Origin of the sequence: Pantoea sp. DY-5 (genome assembly GCF_019795955.1) — a bacterium.
Taxonomy (GTDB): Bacteria; Pseudomonadota; Gammaproteobacteria; order Enterobacterales; family Enterobacteriaceae; genus Pantoea; species Pantoea leporis.
The window spans coordinates 1,220,695-1,242,481 of record NZ_JAIMIE010000001.1 but is presented as its reverse complement, the minus strand read 5'-3'; the positions used below and the strand labels follow the sequence as shown (position 1 = coordinate 1,242,481).

General features: G+C 54.1%; 20 protein-coding genes. 10 read left to right on the top strand and 10 right to left on the bottom strand.

The window, feature by feature from the left end; translation table 11 throughout:
- Positions 1-54: 54 nt before the first annotated feature.
- Positions 55-684 (bottom strand): flavin reductase family protein, encoded by a 630-nt coding sequence (locus tag K5Y30_RS05900; protein WP_137385452.1) that lies wholly within the window; start codon positions 682-684, stop codon positions 55-57.
- A gap of 127 nt (positions 685-811) precedes the next feature.
- Between K5Y30_RS05900 and rlmF the strand changes: the two genes are divergently transcribed.
- Positions 812-1,738, top strand: a complete 927-nt coding sequence (rlmF, locus tag K5Y30_RS05895; protein ID WP_210080601.1) for a 23S rRNA (adenine(1618)-N(6))-methyltransferase RlmF — start codon at positions 812-814, stop codon at positions 1,736-1,738.
- Positions 1,739-1,740: 2 nt separating this feature from the next.
- Here rlmF and ybiO read toward each other — a convergent pair whose 3' ends face one another.
- The 6 genes from ybiO to rhtA form a co-directional block, all read right to left on the bottom strand.
- Positions 1,741-4,017: a mechanosensitive channel protein gene (gene ybiO / locus K5Y30_RS05890; protein WP_222181699.1), complete on the bottom strand. Its 2,277-nt coding sequence runs from the start codon at positions 4,015-4,017 to the stop codon at positions 1,741-1,743.
- A 133-nt stretch (positions 4,018-4,150) separates the two neighbouring features.
- Positions 4,151-4,873 carry a glutamine ABC transporter ATP-binding protein GlnQ gene (gene glnQ, locus K5Y30_RS05885; protein ID WP_110865810.1) on the bottom strand — a complete coding sequence of 241 codons (723 nt, stop codon included), beginning with the start codon at positions 4,871-4,873 and terminating at the stop codon, positions 4,151-4,153.
- A complete protein-coding gene (glnP, locus tag K5Y30_RS05880; RefSeq protein ID WP_007887744.1) occupies positions 4,870-5,529 on the bottom strand; it encodes a glutamine ABC transporter permease GlnP in 660 nt (219 codons plus the stop codon). The genes glnQ and glnP overlap by 4 nt, the downstream gene beginning before the upstream one ends.
- A gap of 85 nt (positions 5,530-5,614) precedes the next feature.
- A complete protein-coding gene (gene glnH, locus K5Y30_RS05875) occupies positions 5,615-6,361 on the bottom strand; it encodes a glutamine ABC transporter substrate-binding protein GlnH (protein WP_036647919.1) in 747 nt (248 codons plus the stop codon).
- Between the two features lie 322 nt (positions 6,362-6,683).
- Entirely contained in the window at positions 6,684-7,187 is a 504-nt protein-coding gene (dps, locus tag K5Y30_RS05870) for a DNA starvation/stationary phase protection protein Dps (RefSeq protein WP_036620516.1), read from the bottom strand.
- Between the two features lie 297 nt (positions 7,188-7,484).
- Positions 7,485-8,393 (bottom strand): threonine/homoserine exporter RhtA, encoded by a 909-nt coding sequence (gene rhtA / locus K5Y30_RS05865; protein ID WP_101761015.1) that lies wholly within the window; start codon positions 8,391-8,393, stop codon positions 7,485-7,487.
- A gap of 379 nt (positions 8,394-8,772) precedes the next feature.
- Between rhtA and ompX the strand changes: the two genes are divergently transcribed.
- Positions 8,773-9,285: an outer membrane protein OmpX gene (ompX, locus tag K5Y30_RS05860; protein ID WP_222181700.1), complete on the top strand. Its 513-nt coding sequence runs from the start codon at positions 8,773-8,775 to the stop codon at positions 9,283-9,285.
- 140 nt (positions 9,286-9,425) lie between these two features.
- On the opposite strand, the gene K5Y30_RS05855 is transcribed toward ompX, so the two are convergent.
- Complete coding sequence (locus K5Y30_RS05855; protein ID WP_101761013.1) at positions 9,426-9,620, bottom strand: hypothetical protein; 195 nt, start codon at positions 9,618-9,620, stop codon at positions 9,426-9,428.
- Positions 9,621-9,821: 201 nt separating this feature from the next.
- Between K5Y30_RS05855 and mntR the strand changes: the two genes are divergently transcribed.
- The 7 genes from mntR to K5Y30_RS05820 all read left to right on the top strand — a co-directional run bounded on the left by mntR (position 9,822) and on the right by K5Y30_RS05820 (position 18,353).
- A complete protein-coding gene (mntR, locus tag K5Y30_RS05850; protein ID WP_101761012.1) occupies positions 9,822-10,280 on the top strand; it encodes a manganese-binding transcriptional regulator MntR in 459 nt (152 codons plus the stop codon).
- Between the two features lie 20 nt (positions 10,281-10,300).
- Positions 10,301-11,410, top strand: coding sequence for an SLC13 family permease (locus K5Y30_RS05845; protein ID WP_137385455.1), 1,110 nt, complete (start codon positions 10,301-10,303; stop codon positions 11,408-11,410).
- 115 nt (positions 11,411-11,525) lie between these two features.
- Positions 11,526-12,653: an HlyD family secretion protein gene (locus K5Y30_RS05840; protein WP_176970930.1), complete on the top strand. Its 1,128-nt coding sequence runs from the start codon at positions 11,526-11,528 to the stop codon at positions 12,651-12,653.
- Positions 12,650-14,218 (top strand): DHA2 family efflux MFS transporter permease subunit, encoded by a 1,569-nt coding sequence (locus tag K5Y30_RS05835; RefSeq protein WP_101761009.1) that lies wholly within the window; start codon positions 12,650-12,652, stop codon positions 14,216-14,218. The genes K5Y30_RS05840 and K5Y30_RS05835 overlap by 4 nt, the downstream gene beginning before the upstream one ends.
- Before the next feature lies 1 nt (position 14,219).
- A complete protein-coding gene (locus K5Y30_RS05830; RefSeq protein ID WP_222181701.1) occupies positions 14,220-15,749 on the top strand; it encodes an efflux transporter outer membrane subunit in 1,530 nt (509 codons plus the stop codon).
- Positions 15,750-16,166: 417 nt separating this feature from the next.
- Entirely contained in the window at positions 16,167-16,568 is a 402-nt protein-coding gene (locus K5Y30_RS05825) for an H-NS family nucleoid-associated regulatory protein (RefSeq protein WP_101761007.1), read from the top strand.
- 192 nt (positions 16,569-16,760) lie between these two features.
- On the top strand, positions 16,761-18,353 hold the full coding sequence (locus tag K5Y30_RS05820) for an ABC-F family ATPase (protein ID WP_064741202.1): 1,593 nt from the start codon (positions 16,761-16,763) through the stop codon (positions 18,351-18,353).
- Positions 18,354-18,547: 194 nt separating this feature from the next.
- Here the strand turns inward: K5Y30_RS05820 and moeB are convergent, their stop codons facing one another.
- Positions 18,548-19,297, bottom strand: a complete 750-nt coding sequence (moeB, locus tag K5Y30_RS05815) for a molybdopterin-synthase adenylyltransferase MoeB (protein WP_222181702.1) — start codon at positions 19,295-19,297, stop codon at positions 18,548-18,550.
- A complete protein-coding gene (gene moeA / locus K5Y30_RS05810; RefSeq protein ID WP_276308730.1) occupies positions 19,297-20,532 on the bottom strand; it encodes a molybdopterin molybdotransferase MoeA in 1,236 nt (411 codons plus the stop codon). The genes moeB and moeA overlap by 1 nt, the downstream gene beginning before the upstream one ends.
- A 289-nt stretch (positions 20,533-20,821) precedes the next feature.
- Between moeA and K5Y30_RS05805 the strand changes: the two genes are divergently transcribed.
- The gene (locus K5Y30_RS05805; protein ID WP_101761004.1) at positions 20,822-21,787 is read left to right on the top strand and encodes an isoaspartyl peptidase/L-asparaginase family protein; all 966 of its coding nucleotides are present in this window, start codon (positions 20,822-20,824) and stop codon (positions 21,785-21,787) included.

Below are 21,787 nucleotides of genomic sequence, written 5' to 3'. Positions count from 1 at the left end.
GCGACCGTATAAATCCGGTCGTAGGGTCGCCATTTATGGCGACCTGGCCGACAATCAGCGGCGGGCATCCGGCCGCACCAAATCGAAACGCAGTTCTTCGCTGATGCCGTAATAGGCCGACGGGCCTCCGGCACGCAGGATCGGCTGCGCTTTGGCCGTTTGATAAATACCCTCTTCCAGCAGGGCTTCATCAATATGAATGGCGACCGCTTCGCCCAGCACCAGCCAGCTATCAATCGGCTGGCCCTGGGCATCCTGCAACTGAATCAACTGCGTCAACTTGCACTCAAAATTCACCGGGCTTTCCGCCACCATGCTGACATTGACGTGTGACGCTGCAAGCGGCGTTAATCCCGCCAGCGCAAACTCATCCTGTTCGGACGGCACCGATGCGGAGCTCTCATTCATCGCCTCGGCTAGCGGACGCGTGGCCAGATTCCAGACAAACTCTTTGGTCTCTGAGATATTTTGTACGCTGTCTTTCCAGCCGCTGCTGGCAAAACCAATAATCGGCGGATGATAGTTAAAGCAGTTAAAGAAGCTGTAGGGCGCTAAATTGCGAACCCCGCTGGCGCTTTGCGAGCTGACCCAGCCGATTGGTCTAGGGCCGACGATGGCGTTCAACGGATCGTGCGGCAAACCGTGTCCCGCGCGGGGCTGATAAGAGTAACGCTGACGAGTCATAACCATCCTTATAAGAGAACCTGAGTGTGGTGCACTAATCTCATCTAATACGGTGAATTCGATTAAGCGCATTGTGCGATGCCGCTAGCCAGAGTATCTTACGCCCGCGCTATTTTCCGGAGAAACTATGAACAAGCCAGCCGCCACGTCACCTTTCCATCCGCGTAACCGCCACCAGGGCCGTTATGATTTTGCTGCTCTGACCGCAGCCCATCCGCCGCTGGCGGTGAAAGTGCGTCCCAACGGCTACGGCGAGTTGTCGGTGGATTTCGCCGATCCTGAAGCGGTGATGCTGCTGAATCAGGCGCTGCTGAAGCTGTTCTACAACCTCAATTGGCAGCTACCTACAGGTTATCTGACGCCGCCGGTGCCGGGCCGTGCCGATTACGTGCATGCGCTGGCCGATCTGCTGGCGAGCGACAACGGCGGCGTGGTTCCACGCGATCTGGATGTAATGGACATCGGCTGCGGCGCGAACTGCATCTATCCGCTGATTGGCAACGCCGAATATGGCTGGCGCTTCACCGGCACCGATATCACCGCCGAAGCGATTACCGTGGCCGGGCAGATTGTGGCGAGTAATCCGGGCTTGCAGCGCGGCGTGCGTCTGCGTCGGCAAAAAGAGGCCTCGGCGATTTTCGCCGGCGTGGTGCATAAGAATGAACGCTATCATGCGGTGCTGTGCAATCCGCCTTTCCATTCATCTGCGGAAGAGGCGGCCAGCGTGGGTCAGCGCAAAACGCGCAACCTTGGCTTAGGCAAAAATGCGCCGCTTAATTTTGGTGGCCATCACAACGAATTGTGGTGTGACGGCGGAGAGCGCAAGTTCGTTGGTCAAATGATCGCTGAAAGCGTGACGCACTCAGACGCCATTATTTGGTTCACCTCGCTGGTCTCGCGCAAAGAGAATTTACCGGCGCTGCGCGACCAGCTGCGCGATCTTGATGCTTATGAAGTGCGCATCATCGAAATGGCGCAAGGTCAGAAGCAGAGCCGCTTTATCGCCTGGACGTTCCAGCCGCCGGCGACGCGCGCCAAACGGCTGAAACGCTAACCTCATTGCGTCGGCGGCAACGCCGGTAAGCTGGCAGCGGTGGTAATATCGCTGCCGGTTTGCATCACTGCTACCGTTTGATGCGGCGCTTTAATGCCGGCCGCATCAAAATGCTTCTTCACCTTATCATCCAGCGCAAAACGTACCGTCCACTGCTTCAGCGGCTGGGTGGTGAATGACACGCGCACGGTAAAGGATTGGTTGGTTAATCCCACTAATCCGGCAAAGCTCGGCTCGCCAATTACCATGCCGCGAATTTCCGGGTTCTCCAGCAGCTCTTTCACCGCGCCCTGCAGCGTTTGGTTAACGCGTTCGGTATCTTCACTGCGATCCACATCGTAGTTCGCCACGAACGAGCCGATGCCGCGCACAAAGTTGGCGAAGGTGGTGATCGATGACCACGGAATAATGTGATACGCGCCGGTATCCTGACGCACGCCCACCGAGCGAATCGACATGCGCTCCACCGTGCCAGTGATTGGGCCAATGGTGACTAAATCACCGGTGTTCATGCCGTTCTCAAACTGGATAAAGATGCCGGTGATGATGTCCTTCACCAGCGTTTGCGAACCGAATGATACCGCCAGACCGAGCGCACCGGCACCGGCTAGCAGCGGCGCAATATTCACGCCTACTTCCGACAGTAAAATCATAATGGTGATGGTGCTTATTACGACCGCCAGCGCGTTACGAAACAGCGTCAGCAGCGTGCGGGTGCGTGCGCTCGGCATGGGGCGGCCGTGCGAATCCGAGGCGAGGCGACTTTCGATCAGGCTTGCCAGCAGCGTCCAGCCGACTGCCGACAGCAGCACAATGATCACGATACGAATCAGCACATCCACCATTTTTTGGCCGGCGCCAAGTGTGAGCCAGTGCCAGAGATCAAACAGATTCCATGCGTTGAGTAGCAGCAACAGCGTGGCAAACACCGTGACCACGCGCGCCAGTTTCAGCAGCGCTTTCACCCAATCGTTCACGCGCTTTTGCAGCTCGGGATAGTTGCGGCGCATGTCGGGCGACAACGTGACGGTTTTGCCAATCCAGCGCGTCAGCATGCCGGAAATCAGCGCGGCGATAACCACGATCGCCAGGCTGCGCACCGTGGCGGACATCATAAACTTCAGGCTGTCGCCGGGATTGAAGATCGAGAACAGGAACAGCGCGATAAAGTAGGCGCTGGCCAGCCAGTGCCACACCATGCCAAAGGCGCGGATGAACAGCGCAAAGAAGCTCAAGCTGCGATCGGCAAGACGCGACAGTTCATGATGGATGTTGCTTTTGTTGCGGAAAATCAGCCACAGCGCCCAGCCGGTCATGATCCCCATAATCAGCATGTTGACCAGCGCCGCCACCTGAATATTCACCTGATTGGAGACAATCGGCACCACCACCAGTAAACCGTAACCGATGATGCCGCTTAGCCAGCTCAAACGTGTGTTCCAGTAGCTGGCGCGCGCATCGGTTAAGTGGAAGAAGCGCAGCGTAGGGAAACGCGGGCAGAATATCAGCCGCAGCACCGCTTTAAAGAACTCAATCAGCGCGAAGGCGTTAAGGAAAAGGCCTTGCTGATAGGCGATGGTGCGGTTGTTGTTGTGATAGTTGTCGCTGATGATCTGACCGACAAACAGCGTCAGCGCTAGCAGCACAATATCGAGCACAAAGGCCATCAAGATAGTGGCGGGCAAGTGCAGCCACTTGGTGCGCTCAAGGTTTTGATCGCGTCCCCAGCGGCCCATGCGGCGCCACACCGGCCACATCAGGCGGCGTGTCAGCCAGTAAAATGCAAACACCGCGGCGGAGAGCGCAGCAAAGTATTTCAGCGCGTTGAAAAAGGTTTGCTGGTTAAAGGATTTGTGTGGCGCATTGGTGATGTTGTCATGCAGTTGCACAAACTGTGCGGCCACCGCGCCGCCGTATTCACGCGTTACGCTGGTGACGCTCTCCAGTACCGTGAGATCGTCCTGATTGGCCTGCGGCGGCGCCAGCACCGGTTGGTCGCTGGTGGATTGGCTGTTGGCAGCCTGACGTAACTGATCGATCAGTTCCTGACGCGAGGCGTTGTTATCCAGAATATTCGCCAGCGCGGCATAGGCGGCTTTTTTCTCGTCCAGGCTGGGTTCGCCTTCGGCTTTGTTATCTGCTGATGGAGTTTGCGACTGCTGTGCTGCGACGGCCGCCTGCGGCAGATTAACGGCCTGCGCCGGGGGAATGAGAAACAGAGTGAACAAACTGAAGAGTAACCACACGGCTAAACGCCATGGTGGGCTGGCAGACGACATCGCTTTTCTCCTTTAGCTTCGCGCAGCGGCACAAGAGAGAAGTATAGTCAGTGATGGAAGGTTAAGATTCTGAAAGGAAAATTGTGTTGGATGCGGATAAGAAGAAGGTCGCCATGAATGGCGACCCTACGGATTAGGAAACGTGCTGCAGGAACTCGCGCAGACGATCGCTTGGCGGGTTGGTGATCAGATCGTCCGGGTTGCCATCTTCTGCAATGGTGCCTTTGTCGATAAAGATCAGGCGCGAAGCCACTTTCTGGGCGAAACCGACTTCATGCGTGACGATGACCATCGTCATGCCTTCTTCCGCCAAATCCTGCATCACTTTCAGTACTTCGTGACGCAGCTCGGGATCCAGCGCTGAGGTTGGCTCATCAAACAGCATCATCTTCGGCTTCACCGCCAGCGCACGGGCAATCGCCACACGCTGTTGCTGACCACCGGAAAGCTCAGACGGGAAGTGGTGCGCGCGCTCGGCGAGGCCAACTTTACCCAGCAGCTCACGCGCCAGCTTATGCGCTTCCTCTTTCTTCGTGCCACGGACGCGAATCGGGCCAAAGGCGACGTTATCCAGCGCGCTCATCTGTGGGAACAGATGGAACTGCTGGAACACCATGCCCGCTTCCTGACGAATCAGACGCTCGTCCACTTTCGGATCATTCACCTTCATGCCATCGACAACCAGCTCGCCGGTGGTGATCTCTTCCAGCTTGTTGATGCAGCGCAGCAGCGTGGATTTACCGGAACCGGAAGGCCCGATAATCACCACGACTTCACCTTGATTAATCTTCAGGTTGATGTTGTGCAGAACCTGAGTCTGGCCGAAATTCTTCGAGACGTTTTTAAATTCAATCACAGAATTTTCATCCTTTTCTCAATACGGCGCAGCACAAAGCTCAACACCAACGTAATAACCAAATAGATAATGGCAACGGCGCTCCAGATCTCCAGCGCGCGGAAGTTACCGGCAATGATCTCCTGACCCTGACGCGTCAGTTCGGCCACGCCAATCACGATAAACAGCGACGTATCTTTGATGCTGACAATCCACTGATTACCCAGCGGTGGCAGCATACGGCGCAGGGCCAGCGGCATGATCACATAACGCAGGGTCTCGCGGCGCGACAGACCCAGCGCCAGACCCGCTTCACGGAAGCCTTTATTAATCGACAGTACCGCACCGCGCGTGATTTCCGCGATATAAGCGCCGGAGTTGATCATGATGGTGACCACCGCCGCGCTGAACGGATCGATACGCAGATCCGGGAAAGCCATCGGCAGGGCGAAGTAGATAAACATCACCTGAACCACGATTGGCGTACCGCGAATCAGTTCGATGAAGACTAAGGCGATGTTGTTGGTGATCCAGCCGCCGTAGGCGCGGGCAAAACCGGCAACTAAACCGATAATTAAACCGCCGACCAGGCCGAGGACCGAGATCAGCAGGGTCATTTTGGCGCCTTCGATTAAAATCGGCAGGGCAGGCCAAATGACGCTCCAGTCAAACTCCATGGTGTGACTCCAAAATCTGTTGCGTGGAAATGTAAAAAGCAGGGAGTGTCAGGCTCCCTGCTGGAAAAATCGGCTCAGGCCGCAATTATTTTGGTTCAGTACCGAACCATTTTTTATAGATGGTGTTGTAAGTGCCGTTATCGCGCAGAGTTTTCAGGGCGCCGTTCACTTTTTCACGCAGGTCGTCGCTGCCTTTCGGGAACGCGATGCCATACTGCTGCGCTTCAATTGACTCGCCTACCGCTTTGAAGCGGCCTTTACCGGCGGTGTTGATAAAGTACAGGATGTTCGGCGTATCGTGCAGTACGGCGTCAGCACGGTTAGTGCCTAACTCCATGTACGCGTTGTCGATGTTAGGGAACTGGCGCAGGTCTTTCGATTTGATGTGCGCTTTGGCGTAATCCACCGAACCGGTGCCGCTCTTCACCGCCACCACTTTGCCGTTCAGATCGTCAATGCTCTTAACGTCTTTTTCATTCTCGCGCACCATCACCAGCAGGCCGCTTTTGTAGTAGCCGTCAGAGAACTCGATGGCTTTTTTACGTTCTTCGGTGATGGTGATACCCGCCAGCGCCAGGTCAATGTTTTTGGTTTGCAGCGCAGGAATAATGCCGCTGAAATCCATTGGCTTGAAGGCGTAATCGAGTTTCAGTTCTTTCGCGATGGCATCCCACAGATCGATGTCAAAACCGACGTATTTATCGCCTTGTTTGAACTCAAAGGGAACGAATGCGGTGTCGGTTGCGACGATCAGTTTTTTGTCTGCTGCGGTGGAGGAAAGCGAGAAGGCCAGCGCCAGCGCGGCCACGGAGACTTTAATCAATGACTTCATCATTTTTTTCCTTATTACCCCTCAGGCCTGGTGGCCCGATGTACGGCCTATCATATGAAAAAATTATGCCAACTTTTCATTTTGCTCGAAATCAGTAGTTTTAAGCACTTGCTGACACGATTTTGCGCAGAGGAAAAGTTTTGCACCGTATTGGTGCTTCATTTAGGTGCGTGGTGCTGTTGTGGTGCAGGCACAGTTTGCACCAAGGGCGGGGAGAGCGAAAGAAGGGATTAAGGAAATGTTAACAACGTCAAAAAAAGCACCACAATGTTACAGACGTAAAAAAAGGCGGGATAACCCGCCTTCGTTATAACACTGAAATTTATTCAATATTCGATTCGATAAACCATAGGAATTTATCCAGATCGCGCGATGCCGCAGTGAAGATGTCAGCGGTATCTTCATCGCTGACTTCAGTGATAGCTTTACGCGTGTCATTCGCCACAATCGCATAGCGATCGGCCAGCGCTTTCAGGTGATCCTGCACGCTATGAATGTTCAACGGATAGCTTTTCAGTGGTGTTTTATCGTTGACGATCTGAGTGGTACCCAGCGCCACGCCGCCTAACTGAACTACACGTTCAGCGATAGTGTCCTGATGATCGGTAATGGCGGTACGGAAACCATCCAGCATCTCATGTACGCCAATAAAGTTGGCGCCACGCATGTTCCAGTGCGCCTGCTTGGTGATCAGCGACAGGTCAATAAACTCCACTACCAGACGGTTGAGCACCTCGATGGTCGCTTTTTTATCGCTGTCAGCGACGTCATTACGGGTGTAAATCAGATCAGACGATTTAGTTTTAACCAGTTTTGCGGTACTCATCATTAATGTCCTCTTATTGATGGTTGTCCTAATCAAGCACGGAAATAAGTATAGCAGCAGTTTTTTAACTTGCAGGGTTGATTAAATCAATGACAGGAATAGATAAACCTTAATATTGCTCAGGGATTGTGCATCTTGATGATTATTTCATTTAAAACATATGCTTGTGAGGCATGTTAATTATTTATTAAACGTGTTGCAAAATAATAACGGAAAAATCTTAATACCGCGTTAAAAATGATAATGAGAATGCTTCTATATTTAGCCTGCCGCGCAGCAGGCTGAATTATTGAATATTTATTGCGGATGCGTAATGTCGACTTCGCTTATTTTTGCGCTTTTTTGTTTCATGGTGAGCGTTGAACCGGCCGAGGCGATGATGATCGCCAGCAGCGCAATCCACTGCTTCAGCGTCAATAGCTCGCCCAGGAATAACATGCCTGATAACGCCGCCATCGCCGGTTCCAGACTCATTAAGGTACCAAAAATGCGTGCCGGCAGTCGTGTCAGCGCCATCATCTCTAAAGAATAGGGAATGGCGCTGGAGAGCAGGGCGATCAGCAGCGCCAGCGGCAACACTTCCCAATGCCAGATGCCCGGCGCGGCAAAGGTCAGGCCGAGCGGCACAAAAATCACCGAGGCAATTAGCGAACCCATCGCCACCGTCGCCGGACCATGCTCCGCGCCGGCACGCTGTCCTGCAAGGATGTACACCGCCCAGCAGGCACCCGCGCCTACCGCCAGCAACGCACCGAGCGGATCGATATGACTCATCCCTTCACCGATGGGCAACAGGAACCACAAACCCGCCACCGCCAGCAACACCCAAAGAAAATCAAGCGGACGACGCGCGCCGATCAACGCCAAAGTCAGCGGACCCAAAAACTCCAATCCGACGGCAACGCCCAGCGGCACGGTGCGAATCGCTAAATAGAAGAGATAGTTCATGCAGCCCAGCGCTAAACCGTACATCAGCAGCGGTTTGCGCTGCTCGCGCGTGAAGCGCAAACGCCAGGGTTTAAAGATAATGCAGAGAATCAGGGTGCCAAGACCAAGACGCAGCGCGGTAATGCCGGTGGCGCCAACGGTGGAAAACATCGATTTTGCCAGTGAAGCGCCGCCCTGTAGTGAGAGCATGGCAATCAGCAGCACAGCAATAGGGAACAACACCGGGGCCATATTTTTGGTCGTCAGAGGGGCAGACATCCTGTAATCCATTCCTTTTATTTATTAACAGTAGAGCAACAAGCGCCCAGTGTAATGGAATCTCAGGCAAATAAGGAGACGCGAATCGGGGAAATAAAACGCGCTGACAGGTCAGAATTTGGCCATTTTTAGTGCCATTTCCGTAAAGAAACGTCAGGTTAGTTTAGGAATTTACTTAAAGGCATTTTTTGTGATCGAAATTTATGCTGCAGGAATATGATGCTTTTTATAAGTAAAATGAATGACATAGGAAACTTCATTAACTTTCTGTTACACCAAACAATCTGTTAGACAACAAAATGCGGGCAGAGTTTCTTGCTGTTTTTTGTTATATTTATAGCGTTGTCAGGAGAGAAGTATATTCACATTTGAGGTGGTTATGAAAAAAATTGCATGTCTTTCAGCATTGGCTTGTGTACTTGCAGTTTCTGCAGGTTCTGCCATGGCACAAAGCACCGTTACCGGTGGTTACGCTCAGAGCGATTATCAAGGCGTTGCTAACAAAGCAAACGGCTTCAACCTGAAATATCGTTACGAAGACGGTTCTAACCCACTGGGTTGGATCGGTTCTTTCACCTATACCGAGAAAGATCGTACTGATGCTGGCGTTTATAACAAAGGCCAGTACTACGGCATCACCGGTGGTCCAGCTTACCGTCTGAACGACTGGGCAAGCATCTACGGTGTTGTTGGTGTGGGCTACGGCAAATATCAGCAGAACGAAACCGCAGTACGTTCTAAATCTGATTCAAGCGACTACGGTTTCTCTTACGGTGCGGGTATGCAGTTCAACCCAATCGAGAACATCGCAGTTGACGTAGGCTACGAGCAGAGCCGTATCCGCAACGTCGACGTTGGCACCTGGATTGCTGGCGTAGGTTACAGCTTCTAAGTTCTTGCTTAGACCAGTTGCACAACAAACGGTCCTTCGGGGCCGTTTTTTATGGGCGCGATTAACGATTTACCTGCCGCCAGAAACACAAAGCCCGCTTCGTGAGCGGGCTTTATTGGAATTTGTATGCTTCGAAAATGTTAGCCGCGCCAGATAAGTTTTGGGCACGGACGTTCAACCAGTTGTTTGCCGGTGAGCTTTTCAATCAGCATCAAGCGCAGCGCAAAAGGCGAGCGGGTCAACAGGCACAGCAGCGATTTCAGCTCAAAAGCCGGTTTGCTCTGTTCAGCCTGGAAACATTTGCCACAGTCGAGGCAGTTTTTCATGGTAGTCATGTTCACCTCCCGAGTGAATGACGACATTTCTTTGTAGCCTTTATAAGCTATTCGCTTACATTATCAACAAAGATAGCACTGGCTATACTCTTTAGCCAACACTATTTAGGAAAAATTTGTGCTTATTTGTGCCTGGTTTACAATGGGCGCAGCCAGCCCGCACCGCAGGTAAAGTGCGGCAGATAATAAAGAGGAAGTTAGATGAGTCGTCGTGCAAAAATCGCCACCAACATGCCCCAGGGCCCGCTAAAAGAGATAGAGGAGCATGTCGAAGGATTTCGTCAGGTGCGCGAGGCGCATCGTCGTGAGCTGATCGATGACTACGTTGAATTAATCTCTGATTTGATTCGTGAATTTGGCGAAGCGCGTCAGGTGGATATGGCTGCACGTTTGGGGGTTTCCCAGCCGACAGTGGCGAAAATGTTAAAGCGTCTTGGCACCACCGGTTTGGTTGAGCAAGTGCCGTATCGCGGTGTATTCCTCACCGCCGAAGGCGAGAAGCTGGCTGAAGCGAGCCGCGTCCGCCATCATATTGTTGAAACTTTCCTGTTGGCGCTGGGCGTTAGCCCGGAAACCGCGCGCCGTGATTCAGAAGGCCTGGAGCATCACGTTAGTGATGAAACGCTGGCCGTGTTCCAGAAATTCTACGAGAATCGCTAACTACAAGGCCTTCCGCCATCATGCCCAATCTGCTTCGTTCCTTTATGCGCGATCGTATTTTGCATTTGTTGTTGCTGTTGGGTGTGATCATGTTGCCGCTGGCGAATTTCCGCTGGTCGCAACTGCCTTCCGCTGTGGACTGGCACACCATCATGACGCTCACCGGCTTACTGATGCTGACCAAAGGGCTGGAAAACAGCGGCTATTTTGATGTGCTCGGCGCACGTCTGATTCAGCGTTTCCAGCATGAACGCGCATTGGCGTTATTCATGGTGTGCGCCGCCGCGTTGCTCTCAACTTTTCTCACCAACGATGTTGCGCTGTTTATTCTGGTGCCGCTCACGCTGACGCTGCGTAAATTCTCGCGGCTGCCCATTTCGCGCCTGATCATTTTCGAAGCGTTGGCAGTGAACGCGGGTTCCTTACTGACGCCGGTTGGTAACCCGCAAAACATTCTGCTGTGGAGTCACGGCACGCTTAGCGTGCCCGGTTTCATTGCGCAGATGGCGCCGCTGGCGGCATTTTTACTGCTTTCGCTGATGGCGTTAACCTGGTGGAGTTTCCCGGCGCGCGCGATCCAAAAGCATGAGCAGAGTGAAACTCAGGCGTGGCGCAAACCGTTGTTCACGATTAGCGTGCTGCTGTATATCGTATTTATCGTCGCGCTCGAGCTAAAAATGACCGGCTGGGCGCTGCTGCTGGTGGCGGCCTGTTTCCTGATCATGGCGCGCAGCGTGTTGATCAGCATCGACTGGAGTTTGCTGCTGGTGTTCGTGGCGATGTTTATCGATGTCTTCCTGTTGATGCATTTGTCCTGGCTGCAGCCTCACTTTGCCGCTATCGGTCAGCTAGGCGAGGGCGGAATCTATTTGCTGGCGATTGGCTTGTCGCAATTCATTAGTAACGTTCCCGCCACCATTCTGCTTTTGCAGAAAGTGCCACCGTCGGAGGTGCTGGCGTGGGCGGTGAATATCGGCGGATTTGGCTTATTGCCGGGTTCGCTCGCCAACCTGATTGCCTTGCGGATGGCGCAGGACGCGCGCGTTTGGTGGCGTTTCCACTTGTTTTCCATCCCGATGCTGGCCTGGTCGATGTTAGGCGGATGGCTGCTGTTACACCTCATGCGTTAGCACCGTGCCAATGTCGGCTTGTGTAAAGTTGCATTGGCATTTGTCAATTTCCCATCTAAGGTTATGTTGACCGTTTTTGCCCGGGAATCGGGACAACTGCCTACGATGAAAAATTATGGAAAACCAGAATCAACCGTCTGAACGCGATCAGCAGGATCCGCAAAAAACCGCCAATACCCATCAAGATAACAACGAACCAGAACGTAAACGTCCCGGAAAGAAACCTCTGATTTTTCTCGCCATTGTGGTGGTGATTATGATCGTGGTGGGATTATGGTTTTGGCTCACCACGCGCAATATCGAAAGCACGGATGATGCCTTTACCGAAGGCAATGCGGTGACCATCGCGCCGAAAGCGGCCGGATATGTGGTCAAGCTGCTGGTACGCGATAACCAGCGCGTGAAGCAGGGCGATTTGCTGGTGGAGATCGATGCGCGCGACAGTGAAGCGCAGCGCGATCAGGCCAAAGCCCAGCTTGGTCTGGCCCAGGCGCAGCTGCATCAGGCGCAGGCGCAGTTAGCCTTGTCCCGCGTGCAGTATCCGGCACAGCGCGATCAAGCTCTCGCCGATCAGGCCAAAGCGCAGGCCAATTTGCTTAACGCCCAGGCCGATTATCGTCGCCAGCGCGGCGTTGATCCGCGTGCCACCTCACAGCGCAATATTGATACCGCCGCCGCGCAGCTGCGTTCGGCTGAAGCGCAACTGCAAAGCGCTAAGGCGCAGGTTGAAGTGGCTTCTCAGGTGAAGCTGCAAATCCGCCAGCAGGAAACCAATGTGGAAGCGCGTGAGCAGCAGGTCGAGCAGGCGCAGGCGCAGCTCAACACCGCCGAATTGAATCTCTCTTATACCCAGGTTCGTGCGCCTTACGATGGCTTCGTCACCAAGCGTAACGTGCAACTCGGCACGCTGGTGCAGGCTGGCAGCGCGCTGTTTTCGCTGGTTTCACCTGAAATCTGGATTAACGCCAACTTCAAAGAATCGCAGCTGGCGCGCATGAAGCCGGGTAATAAAGTGGAAATCAGCGTCGATGCCTGGCCGGATATGAAGCTGGAAGGGCATGTTGATAGCGTGCAGATGGGATCCGGTTCCCGCTTCTCCACCTTCCCGGCGGAAAACGCCACCGGCAACTACGTGAAAATCGTTCAGCGCGTGCCGGTGAAAATCGTCATCGATAAAGGATTGGATCCCAATCATCCGCTGCCGCTGGGCTTGTCGGTTGAGCCGAAGGTCACAGTGGAATGAGTGCGAGCGAAAGCTGGCGTCCGGCCAGCAATCCGTGGCTGGTCGCCATTACGGTGACGCTGGCGGTGTTTATGGAGATCCTCGACACCACCATCGTCAACGTCGCGCTGCCGCACATTGCCGGTTCGCTCTCCTCCAGCTACGACGAATCGACCTGGGTTTTAACCTCTTATCTGGTGGCGAATGGCATCGTGTTGCCCATTTCGGCGTTCTTCAGCCGCCTTTTTGGCCGCAAGCAGTTCTTCCTGATTTGCATCGTGATGTTCACCATCTGCTCCTTCCTGTGCGGCATCGCAACGGAGCTGTGGCAGATCATTCTGTTCCGCATCCTGCAGGGCTTTTTTGGCGGCGGATTGCAGCCGGTACAGCAATCGGTGCTGCTCGATTACTTCAAAGCGGAAGATCGCGGCAAAGCCTTTGGTCTATCGTCGATTGCGATTATCGTCGCGCCGGTGATTGGTCCGACGCTCGGCGGCTGGATCACCGACAACTACAGCTGGCGCTGGGTGTTCTTCATTAATATTCCAGTCGGTATTTTGACGGTAATGGCAATTTACCAGCTGCTGGAAGATCCGCCGTGGGAGCGCAAGTGGGATAAAGGCCGCCTGAAGATCGACTACATTGGCATCAGCCTGATCACGCTGGGACTTGGCTGTTTGCAGGTGTTCCTCGATCGTGGCGAAGATGAAGATTGGTTTGCCTCCCACTTCATTCGCCTGTTCGCCATGTTGGCGGTGATCGGCATTATCGGCGCCATTTATTGGCTGCTGTATGCACGCAAACCGGTGGTCGATCTTAGCGTTATGAAGGATCGTAACTTCTGGGTGGCGGGCTTACTGATGGCGGGCATGGCGATGATTTTGTACGGCAGTTCGGTGGTACTTCCCCAACTGGCACAACAGGATCTCGGTTACACCGCAACCTGGTCGGGGCTGGTGCTGTCGCCCGGCGCGATATTGATTGTGCTGACGATACCCATCGTGCTGAAGCTGATGCCGATTGTGCAAACGCGCTATATCATCGCGTTCGGCTTCACCTGCCTTGCCAGCGCCTTCTTCTATTCCACTCGGCTTACGCCCAACGTTGATTTCACCACGCTGGTGTTAATGCGCAGCGCGCAGTCGATCGGCCTTGGCTTCCTGTTTGTGCCGCTGACCACCATTGCGTTCATCACCGTGCCGCAGCGATTAAACGCCGATGCGTCGGCGCTGTTCACCATGTTCCGTAACGTCGCGGGTTCGATCGGAATTTCGCTGTCGACGGCGGGCATTACCGAACGCATGCAGACGCGATCGGCCAACATGGTGCACAACATGTCGCCGCTCAATGAGCCTTACAATCTCACGCTGCAGCATTGGGCTGATTCGATCCGTAATTTCACCACCGCAGTGGGCGATCCGCTGGTGCTGGCGAGCGGGCAGCTCTACCAGGAGATGATCGCGCAGGCCCGTATTCTGGCGTACATCGACGTATTTACGGGCCTGAGTATCGTGGCGTTGCTATTGATTCCATTTTGTTGGTTGCTTTCGCCGATCAAGAGCGAAGGCAGTGCAGGAGCACATTAAAATGAGTAAGTTTTCGCGCTCTACGCCGTCACTGACGTTGCTGGCGCTGTCACTGTTGCTGGCCGGATGCGCCGTAGGACCTGATTATCAGCCGCCGCAGGCGCACACGCCGGGCGGTTACCATGATTTGCCTTCACAGCAAGCGTCTAAGCCGCTGGCGGCAGCGACCAATCCGCTGTGGTGGAAAAGCTTTAACGATCCGCAGCTTGATAGCCTGATTGAGCGCGCTATTGCCGGCAACTTAACGCTGCAACAATCGGTGCTGCGTATTGCCGGGGCGCGTGAGCAGCTGGCGCAGGCGCGCGGTGGGTTATTCCCTTCGCTTAACGGCTCGGCAAAAGTGACCCGTCAGCAGCTCGGTTTAAAAGGCTTGCTGAAATCCAACGGCGTTTATGACCAGGTTGATAGCGATGTCGCCAGCCAGCTCAACGGTTTAGACCATTCCGTCACCCTGTATCAGGGCAGCTTTGACGCCAGCTGGGAGCTGGATCTATGGGGCAAAGTACGCCGCCAGATGGAAGCCGCGGATGCTCAGCAGCAGGCGGCCATTGAGCAACGCAACGATGCGCTGGTCTCGCTGGAAGCCGAAGTGGCGCGCGCCTATCTGCAACTGCGCGGTTCGCAGGCGGTGTTGGCCACCTTGCAGCAGCAAATTGAGGTCGCGCAGCAAACCTGGGAACTGACAAAGAGCCAGCAGCAAAACGGCTTAGCGCCGACCACGGATGTGGAAAATGCCCGCGCGCAATTAGCCTCGCTGAATGCGCAGCTGCCGCAATATCAGGCGCAGCAGTTGCAGGCAATGAACGGTTTGGCGGTGCTACTGGGTAAAACACCGGGCGCGCTGGATAACGAACTGATGAACAAAAAACCGCTGCCTGATTTGCCGAAATTGGTGCCGGTGGGCATTCCGTCGACGCTGGCGCGGCGACGTCCAGATATTCGTCAGGCTGAAGCCACGCTGCATGCGCAGACCGCGAATATTGGCGTATCCGTTGCCGAGCTGTTCCCCAGCTTGTCGCTCACCGGGCAACTGGGTGTGCGAAATACCGATGCCAGCTATCTGGATGACTGGAGCAGCCACTTCTTTAGCGTTGGTCCGTCGCTGTCGATTCCAATTTTTCAGGGCGGCCGTTTAGTCTCCAGCGTAAAATTGGCGCGCGCGCAGCAAGCCAGCGCGGCGCTTGATTATCGGCAAACGGTATTAACTGCGCTGCAGGATGTGGAGAACGCGTTGGTAAGCTATCGCGCCGATCAGCAGCAGGTTATAGCGCTGGATGAAACCACCGGCGCACTGCAACGCGCATTTGATTTGGCCAGCGACAGTTATCGTCAGGGTATTTCCACCTTCCTCGATGTATTAGATGCGCAGCGACAACTGGCGCAAGCTAAAGCGCAATCGACGCAGGCGCGCATGCAAAGTGCACTTGATTTAGTGGCGTTATATAAAGCGCTGGGCGGTGGCTGGGAACCTTATCAAAACGTCACTTTGCCAGACTATTCTGTGTTTGGTCCCGCAACGGAAGTGCATTAATTTCCCTTAGCAGCCGGTTAAACACCGGCTTTTTTTATCGGCATGATATGAAAAAATGAGATTCTTCTCTCATCCCGGGCAATATAATAATCCGTGATGAAAACAGGTTTTACGTTACACCATTAATCCTTGCTTACCATTATGCTCACTAATGCTGCAGCGCGTAATAGCCGCTAAATGATTGTTTATTACCTGGGAATATTGCTTTGAAATCGATTCCAGTTGCTACATATGGAACACATTACGGTTGTTAATTCAGGGTTAATTAAAGCGGTTATCCGCGTTTTAAACCCTAACGTAAGAAATATGTAAGCAACTTCAGATTAATCCGGGCAATAAAATTAATTTATTTTTTTATTTGAATTAGGTAATCTTGCCACTACAGTTTATTTAACCCCCTTAAGCAAGGACATTGTGATGAGTGACGCATTTAAAGTTCTGAACAACATTCGCACATTACGTGCACAGGCTCGTGAACTGCCATTGAGCGATCTGGAAGAAATTCTGGAAAAATTAACGGTTGTCGTGACTGAACGTCGTGACGAAGTAAACGCTGAAGAAGCGCAGAACCGCGAAAAAGAAGAGAAGCTGTCTAAATATCGCGAAATGCTGCTGGCTGATGGTATTGACCCGAACGAATTACTGGGCGCTCTGGAAGTTGGTAAAAAACGCGCTAAGCGTGCACCACGCCCGGCAAAATATTCCTACACCGACGAAAACGGTGAAGTAAAATCATGGACCGGTCAGGGCCGTACACCAGCAGCGATTAAAAAAGCGCTGGATTCAGGTAAAAGCCTCGACACTTTCCTGATCAAATAATCCGCACAATCCTTGTAAGTGGGAGCCGGGGGCAAATGCCCCCGGCTTTTTTGTTGTTTTTATTTCTTTATGAGCAACAACACCTTTAGCCCAACGTAACGTCTGCCTCTGGCGCAGAGGTGGCGTCCGGGTGCCCGCTTCTGGCATAATGCCCGCTGTTTTTTCCTCCACTGCGTAACAAAGGTCAATGCCGTGTTAGTTTCCAGCAATATCACCATGCAGTTCGGCAGTAAGCCGCTGTTCGAAAATATCTCCGTTAAATTTGGCGGCGGTAATCGTTACGGTTTAATCGGTGCGAACGGCAGCGGTAAATCTACCTTTATGAAAATACTGGGCGGCGATTTGGCGCCAACGGGTGGAAATGTTTCCCTCGACCCAAATGAGCGTATCGGTAAGTTACGTCAGGACCAATTTGCCTTCGAGCAATATAGTGTGCTGGACACCGTGATCATGGGCCACAATGAATTGTGGGCAGTGAAGCAAGAGCGTGACCGTATATATGCATTGCCAGAAATGAGCGAAGAGGAAGGCTATAAAGTGGCCGACCTTGAAGTCGAATACGGCGAGATGGACGGTTACAGTTCAGAATCACGTGCCGGTGAATTATTACTGGGCGTTGGCATTCCTGTGGAGCAGCATTACGGCCCGATGAGCGAAATTGCGCCGGGTTGGAAATTGCGTGTCCTTTTAGCGCAGGCATTATTTGCCAATCCTGATATTTTGTTGCTCGATGAACCGACCAACAACCTGGATATCGATACCATTCGTTGGTTGGAGCAAGTGCTCAACGAACGTAACAGCACCATGATCATCATTTCGCATGACCGTCACTTCCTGAATATGGTGTGCACGCACATGGCGGATCTGGATTACGGTGAACTGCGCGTTTATCCGGGTAATTATGACGAATATATGACCGCGGCTACCCAGTCACGCGAACGTTTATTATCGGATAACGCCAAGAAGAAAGCGCAAATTGCCGATCTGCAATCGTTTGTTAGCCGTTTTAGCGCCAACGCCTCTAAATCGCGTCAGGCGACTTCGCGTGCCAAACAGATTGATAAAATTAAGCTGGAAGAAGTTAAAGCCTCCAGCCGTCAAAACCCGTTTATCCGTTTTGATCAGGATAAGAAGCTGTTCCGTAATGCGCTGGAAGTTGAAGCGCTGACCAAAGGTTTTGATAACGGTCCGCTGTTTAATAAACTCAACCTGATGTTAGAAGTCGGCGAGAAATTGGCGATTCTCGGTGCCAACGGTATCGGTAAAACTACGTTGCTGAAAACGCTGGTCGGTGAACATACGCCGGATAGCGGCACAGTGAAATGGTCTGAGAATGCGCGCATTGGTTATTACGGCCAGGATCACGCGGAAGACTTCGCTGACGATCTGACGGTATTCGACTGGATGAGCCAGTGGAAGCAGGAAGGCGATGACGAACAGGCGGTGCGCAGTATTCTTGGTCGTCTGCTGTTTGGTCACGACGAGATCAACAAGCCCGCTAAGGTGCTGTCCGGTGGTGAGAAGGGTCGCATGCTGTTTGGCAAGCTGATGATGCAAAAGCCAAACATCCTGATCATGGATGAACCGACTAACCACCTGGATATGGAATCGATCGAGTCGCTCAACATGGCGCTGGAGATGTACGAAGGCACCCTGATTTTCGTCTCGCACGACCGTGAGTTTGTGAGCTCGCTGGCTACCCGCGTGATGGAGATGAAAGCCGATCGTATTATCGACTTCACGGGTAATTATGAAGATTACCTGCGCAGTCAGGGCATTGTTTAAGGTTTGTGAGGTTTCGGCGCCGATCAGGCGAAAATGCCGGGTCGCTGCGTAACGACGGTGTAAATACTTCCCCGTAACCTCGTCCGCCGCATCCCTGCGGCGGAGGCTTTACTCCGGACCCGGCATTCACGTCTTTATTCACGTCAGCTGCCAGCGTTATACCTCGCGTAAGGTCGTCATTCATGGCGACCTTATTAACCACACACTTCACAATGCGCATCCTGCGCCACCTTCATGCTGCGGAACTCCGCGCTCATCGCGTCGTACATCAATAAGCGTGCGCTAGCGGGTTGACCGAACGCCGTCAGCACTTTTAAGGTTTCCATCGCCTGAATTGCACCGACCACACCCACCAACGGCGCCATCACGCCGGCTTCCACGCAACTTAATACCTGATCGCCAAACAAGCGGCTGATGCAGCGATAACACGGCTCGCCGGGCTGCCAGGTAAACACGCTGAGCTGGCCTTCCATGCGAATCGCTGCGCCGGAAATCAGCGGCACCTTGTGCTGAAAACAGAGGCGGTTGATCTGCTCGCGGGTATCGACGTTATCGGTGCAATCCACCACCGCATCATGGCGCGCAATTAACGTGCTGAGCTGCGCGTCATCCAGCTGCGCATCAATCGGCTCCAGCTGGCAATGCGGATTAATTGCCGCCAACTGCTGCTGCGCCGAGGCGACTTTCGCTACGCCAATTTTCGCATCACTGTGCAGGATCTGACGCTGGAGATTACTGAGGCTAACGCTGTCGAAATCGAGCAACGTGAGATGTCCCACACCCGCCGATGCCAGATAGGGCGCCGCCGCACAGCCGAGTCCGCCGAGGCCGATCACCAACACCTGTGCCGCCTTTAACTTCTCCTGGCCATCAAAATCAAAACCGCGCAGGACAATCTGACGGTTATAGCGCAGCATCTCTTCATCGCTCAACTCAACGCTCATTAGCCCTCCAGCAGGCTATTAAAGGCTTCGATCTCCACCCATTCGCCCGGTTCCACATCGCCGCGCTCGCGCTCCAGTACCACAAAGCAGTTGGCCAGCGCGAACGAGCTGAACACATGCGAACCTTGCGCACCGGTGCTGCGCACTTCCAGCACGCCATCGTCACCGCGGCTAAGAATCGCACGTTGGAAGTCGAGACGACCCGGCGATTTCTTCAAACGCTGGGTGGCGCGCGCACGTTGGCGTAACGGCATGATGCGCGTGGTTTGGCCGGTTAAGGTGGCCAGCAGCGGCTGAACTAATTGATAGAAGGTTACCGCCGCAGAAACCGGATTGCCCGGTAAACCGCAGAACCAGCTGTTGGCCAGGCGACCAAAAGCAAAGGGTTTGCCCGGTTTGATCGCCAGTTTCCAGAAGGTGATAGCGCCGAGCTCTTCCAGTATCGCACGGGTGAAATCGGCTTCGCCAACTGACACGCCGCCGGTGCTGATCACCACATCGGCCTGGCGATCGGCTTCGGTAAAGGCGGTACGCAACGCCGCCTGATCGTCGGCAATCACGCCGAGATCGATCACTTCGCAGCCCAGCTTGTTAAGCATTAACGCCACGGTAAATCGGTTGGTATCGTAAATCTGACCTTCCGCCAGCGGCTGGCCGACCGCCTGCAGTTCATCGCCGGTGGAGAAGATTGCCACGCGCAGTTTGCGCAGCACGCTGACTTCAGCAATCCCCAGCGACGCCAGCAGCGGCAGTTCGGCCGCACCAAGGCGCACTCCGGCGTCCAGCACCTGTTTGCCCGCCTGAATGTCTTCACCGATGCGACGAATATTTTGCGCAGCCTGCACCGGCGCGGTAATGACAATGCCGCCGTCGCGTTGCTCCGTTTGCTCCTGCATCACCACGGCATCACAACCGGCGGGAATCGGCGCGCCGGTCATGATGCGGATCACGCTGCCCGCGGGCCACGCACCGTTAAACGGCGCACCGGCGAAGGCTTTACCGGCCACCGGGAACACGCGATCGGGTGCGATGTCGGCCAGACGCAGCGCGTAACCATCCATCGCCGAGTTATCAAACGAGGGGACATCGAGCGGCGAGTTGATCGGCCTGGCGGTGATGCGTCCGGCGGCCTCAAACAGCGAGACGTTGATCGAATCGCTAATCGGCGTCAGTTGTTGCAGCATCTTTTGCTGCGCGTCTTCGAGGGAGATTAATCCTGCGGTAAAAGGTTCCATGTCCATCTCTGTCTGGTTAATTTCAGATGCGGTCTATTATGGGTAATGCGTGGCCGTTAAGCGAGAGTTGGTCACCATGAATGGCTTTTTGTAGGGTCGCCATTTATGGCGACCAGGAAAACCGCTCACAACCAAAAAAGCATAATCCACAATAAAAGGTTATGACCGCGCAGGCAGTTTCTGCTTTACAAGATGAGGGTGCCTTTCTATAGTCGAAAATTGCCAAAAAAAGATGAAAACCATTCTAAATCAGTGTTTTTGGTTCTGATTCCTTAACAGGGTACCGGTTATGGCTAAAGCAGTTATCGCAATTCACGGCGGTGCAGGCGCGATTACGCGTGCTGCAATGAGCGCCGAAAAAGAGCAGCACTATCGTCAGCAACTCACCGCAATCGTTACCGCAGGCCAGCAAATTCTTGCGGCGGGCGGCAGCGCGTTAGATGCCGTTACCGAAGCCGTACGCCTGCTGGAAGAGTGTCCGCTGTTTAACGCGGGCAAGGGCGCGGTGTTCACCCATCAGGGCACGCATGAACTCGATGCCAGCATTATGGATGGTCGCACGCTGGACGTCGGCGCGGTCGCGGGCGTCAGCCACATCCGCAATCCGATTCTGGCGGCGCGTAAGGTGCTGGAGAACAGCCCGCACGTACTGTTTATCGGTGCGGGCGCAGAAGCTTTCGCCGCTGAGCAAGGTTTAGCGCCAGTCGACGCCGATTTCTTCTCCACGCCGGAGCGCTGGGAGCAGCTGCAGCGCGCGCTGCACAGCCAGCAGATGGTGCTGGATCACGACGGCGAAGCAAACAGTCACAGCGACGATCCGCTGGACCCGGATCGCAAATTCGGCACCGTCGGTGCGGTCGCGCTCGATCTTCAGGGTAATCTGGCGGCCGCCACCTCAACCGGCGGCATGACCAACAAACAGGCCGGTCGCGTGGGCGATTCGCCTTTGGTCGGCGCAGGCTGCTACGCCAGCAACGACACCGTAGCGGTCTCCTGTACCGGTACCGGCGAAGTGTTTATCCGTACGCTCGCCGCTTACGACGTGGCGGCACAGATGCATTACGCCGGACGCTCGCTGCAACAGGCCACCGCCAACGTCATTCATGACAAAGTGCAGGAGCTGGAAGGCAGCGGCGGGCTGATTGCCATTGACGCCGCAGGCAATGTGGCGCTGCCGTTTAACAGCGAAGGCATGTATCGCGGATTCGCCTATGTGAATGGCGATGTTGAGGTAGCGATTTACCGCGACAGCTAA

Excerpts from the sequence above, each read along its gene's own strand:
- glnP (WP_007887744.1), bottom strand. The coding sequence starts at position 5,529 with ATGGAGTTTGACTGGAGCGTCATTTGGCCTGCCCTGCCGATTTTAATC.
- glnH (WP_036647919.1), bottom strand. The coding sequence starts at position 6,361 with ATGAAGTCATTGATTAAAGTCTCCGTGGCCGCGCTGGCGCTGGCCTTC.
- rlmF (WP_210080601.1), top strand. The coding sequence starts at position 812 with ATGAACAAGCCAGCCGCCACGTCACCTTTCCATCCGCGTAACCGCCAC.
- rhtA (WP_101761015.1), bottom strand. The coding sequence starts at position 8,393 with ATGTCTGCCCCTCTGACGACCAAAAATATGGCCCCGGTGTTGTTCCCT.
- K5Y30_RS05825 (WP_101761007.1), top strand. The coding sequence starts at position 16,167 with ATGAGTGACGCATTTAAAGTTCTGAACAACATTCGCACATTACGTGCA.
- K5Y30_RS05845 (WP_137385455.1), top strand. The coding sequence starts at position 10,301 with ATGCCCAATCTGCTTCGTTCCTTTATGCGCGATCGTATTTTGCATTTG.
- K5Y30_RS05840 (WP_176970930.1), top strand. The coding sequence starts at position 11,526 with ATGGAAAACCAGAATCAACCGTCTGAACGCGATCAGCAGGATCCGCAA.
- dps (WP_036620516.1), bottom strand. The coding sequence starts at position 7,187 with ATGAGTACCGCAAAACTGGTTAAAACTAAATCGTCTGATCTGATTTAC.
- moeB (WP_222181702.1), bottom strand. The coding sequence starts at position 19,297 with ATGAGCGTTGAGTTGAGCGATGAAGAGATGCTGCGCTATAACCGTCAG.
- ybiO (WP_222181699.1), bottom strand. The coding sequence starts at position 4,017 with ATGTCGTCTGCCAGCCCACCATGGCGTTTAGCCGTGTGGTTACTCTTC.
- K5Y30_RS05900 (WP_137385452.1), bottom strand. The coding sequence starts at position 684 with ATGACTCGTCAGCGTTACTCTTATCAGCCCCGCGCGGGACACGGTTTG.
- mntR (WP_101761012.1), top strand. The coding sequence starts at position 9,822 with ATGAGTCGTCGTGCAAAAATCGCCACCAACATGCCCCAGGGCCCGCTA.
- K5Y30_RS05855 (WP_101761013.1), bottom strand. The coding sequence starts at position 9,620 with ATGACTACCATGAAAAACTGCCTCGACTGTGGCAAATGTTTCCAGGCT.
- K5Y30_RS05805 (WP_101761004.1), top strand. The coding sequence starts at position 20,822 with ATGGCTAAAGCAGTTATCGCAATTCACGGCGGTGCAGGCGCGATTACG.
- ompX (WP_222181700.1), top strand. The coding sequence starts at position 8,773 with ATGAAAAAAATTGCATGTCTTTCAGCATTGGCTTGTGTACTTGCAGTT.
- K5Y30_RS05835 (WP_101761009.1), top strand. The coding sequence starts at position 12,650 with ATGAGTGCGAGCGAAAGCTGGCGTCCGGCCAGCAATCCGTGGCTGGTC.
- moeA (WP_276308730.1), bottom strand. The coding sequence starts at position 20,532 with ATGGAACCTTTTACCGCAGGATTAATCTCCCTCGAAGACGCGCAGCAA.
- K5Y30_RS05830 (WP_222181701.1), top strand. The coding sequence starts at position 14,220 with ATGAGTAAGTTTTCGCGCTCTACGCCGTCACTGACGTTGCTGGCGCTG.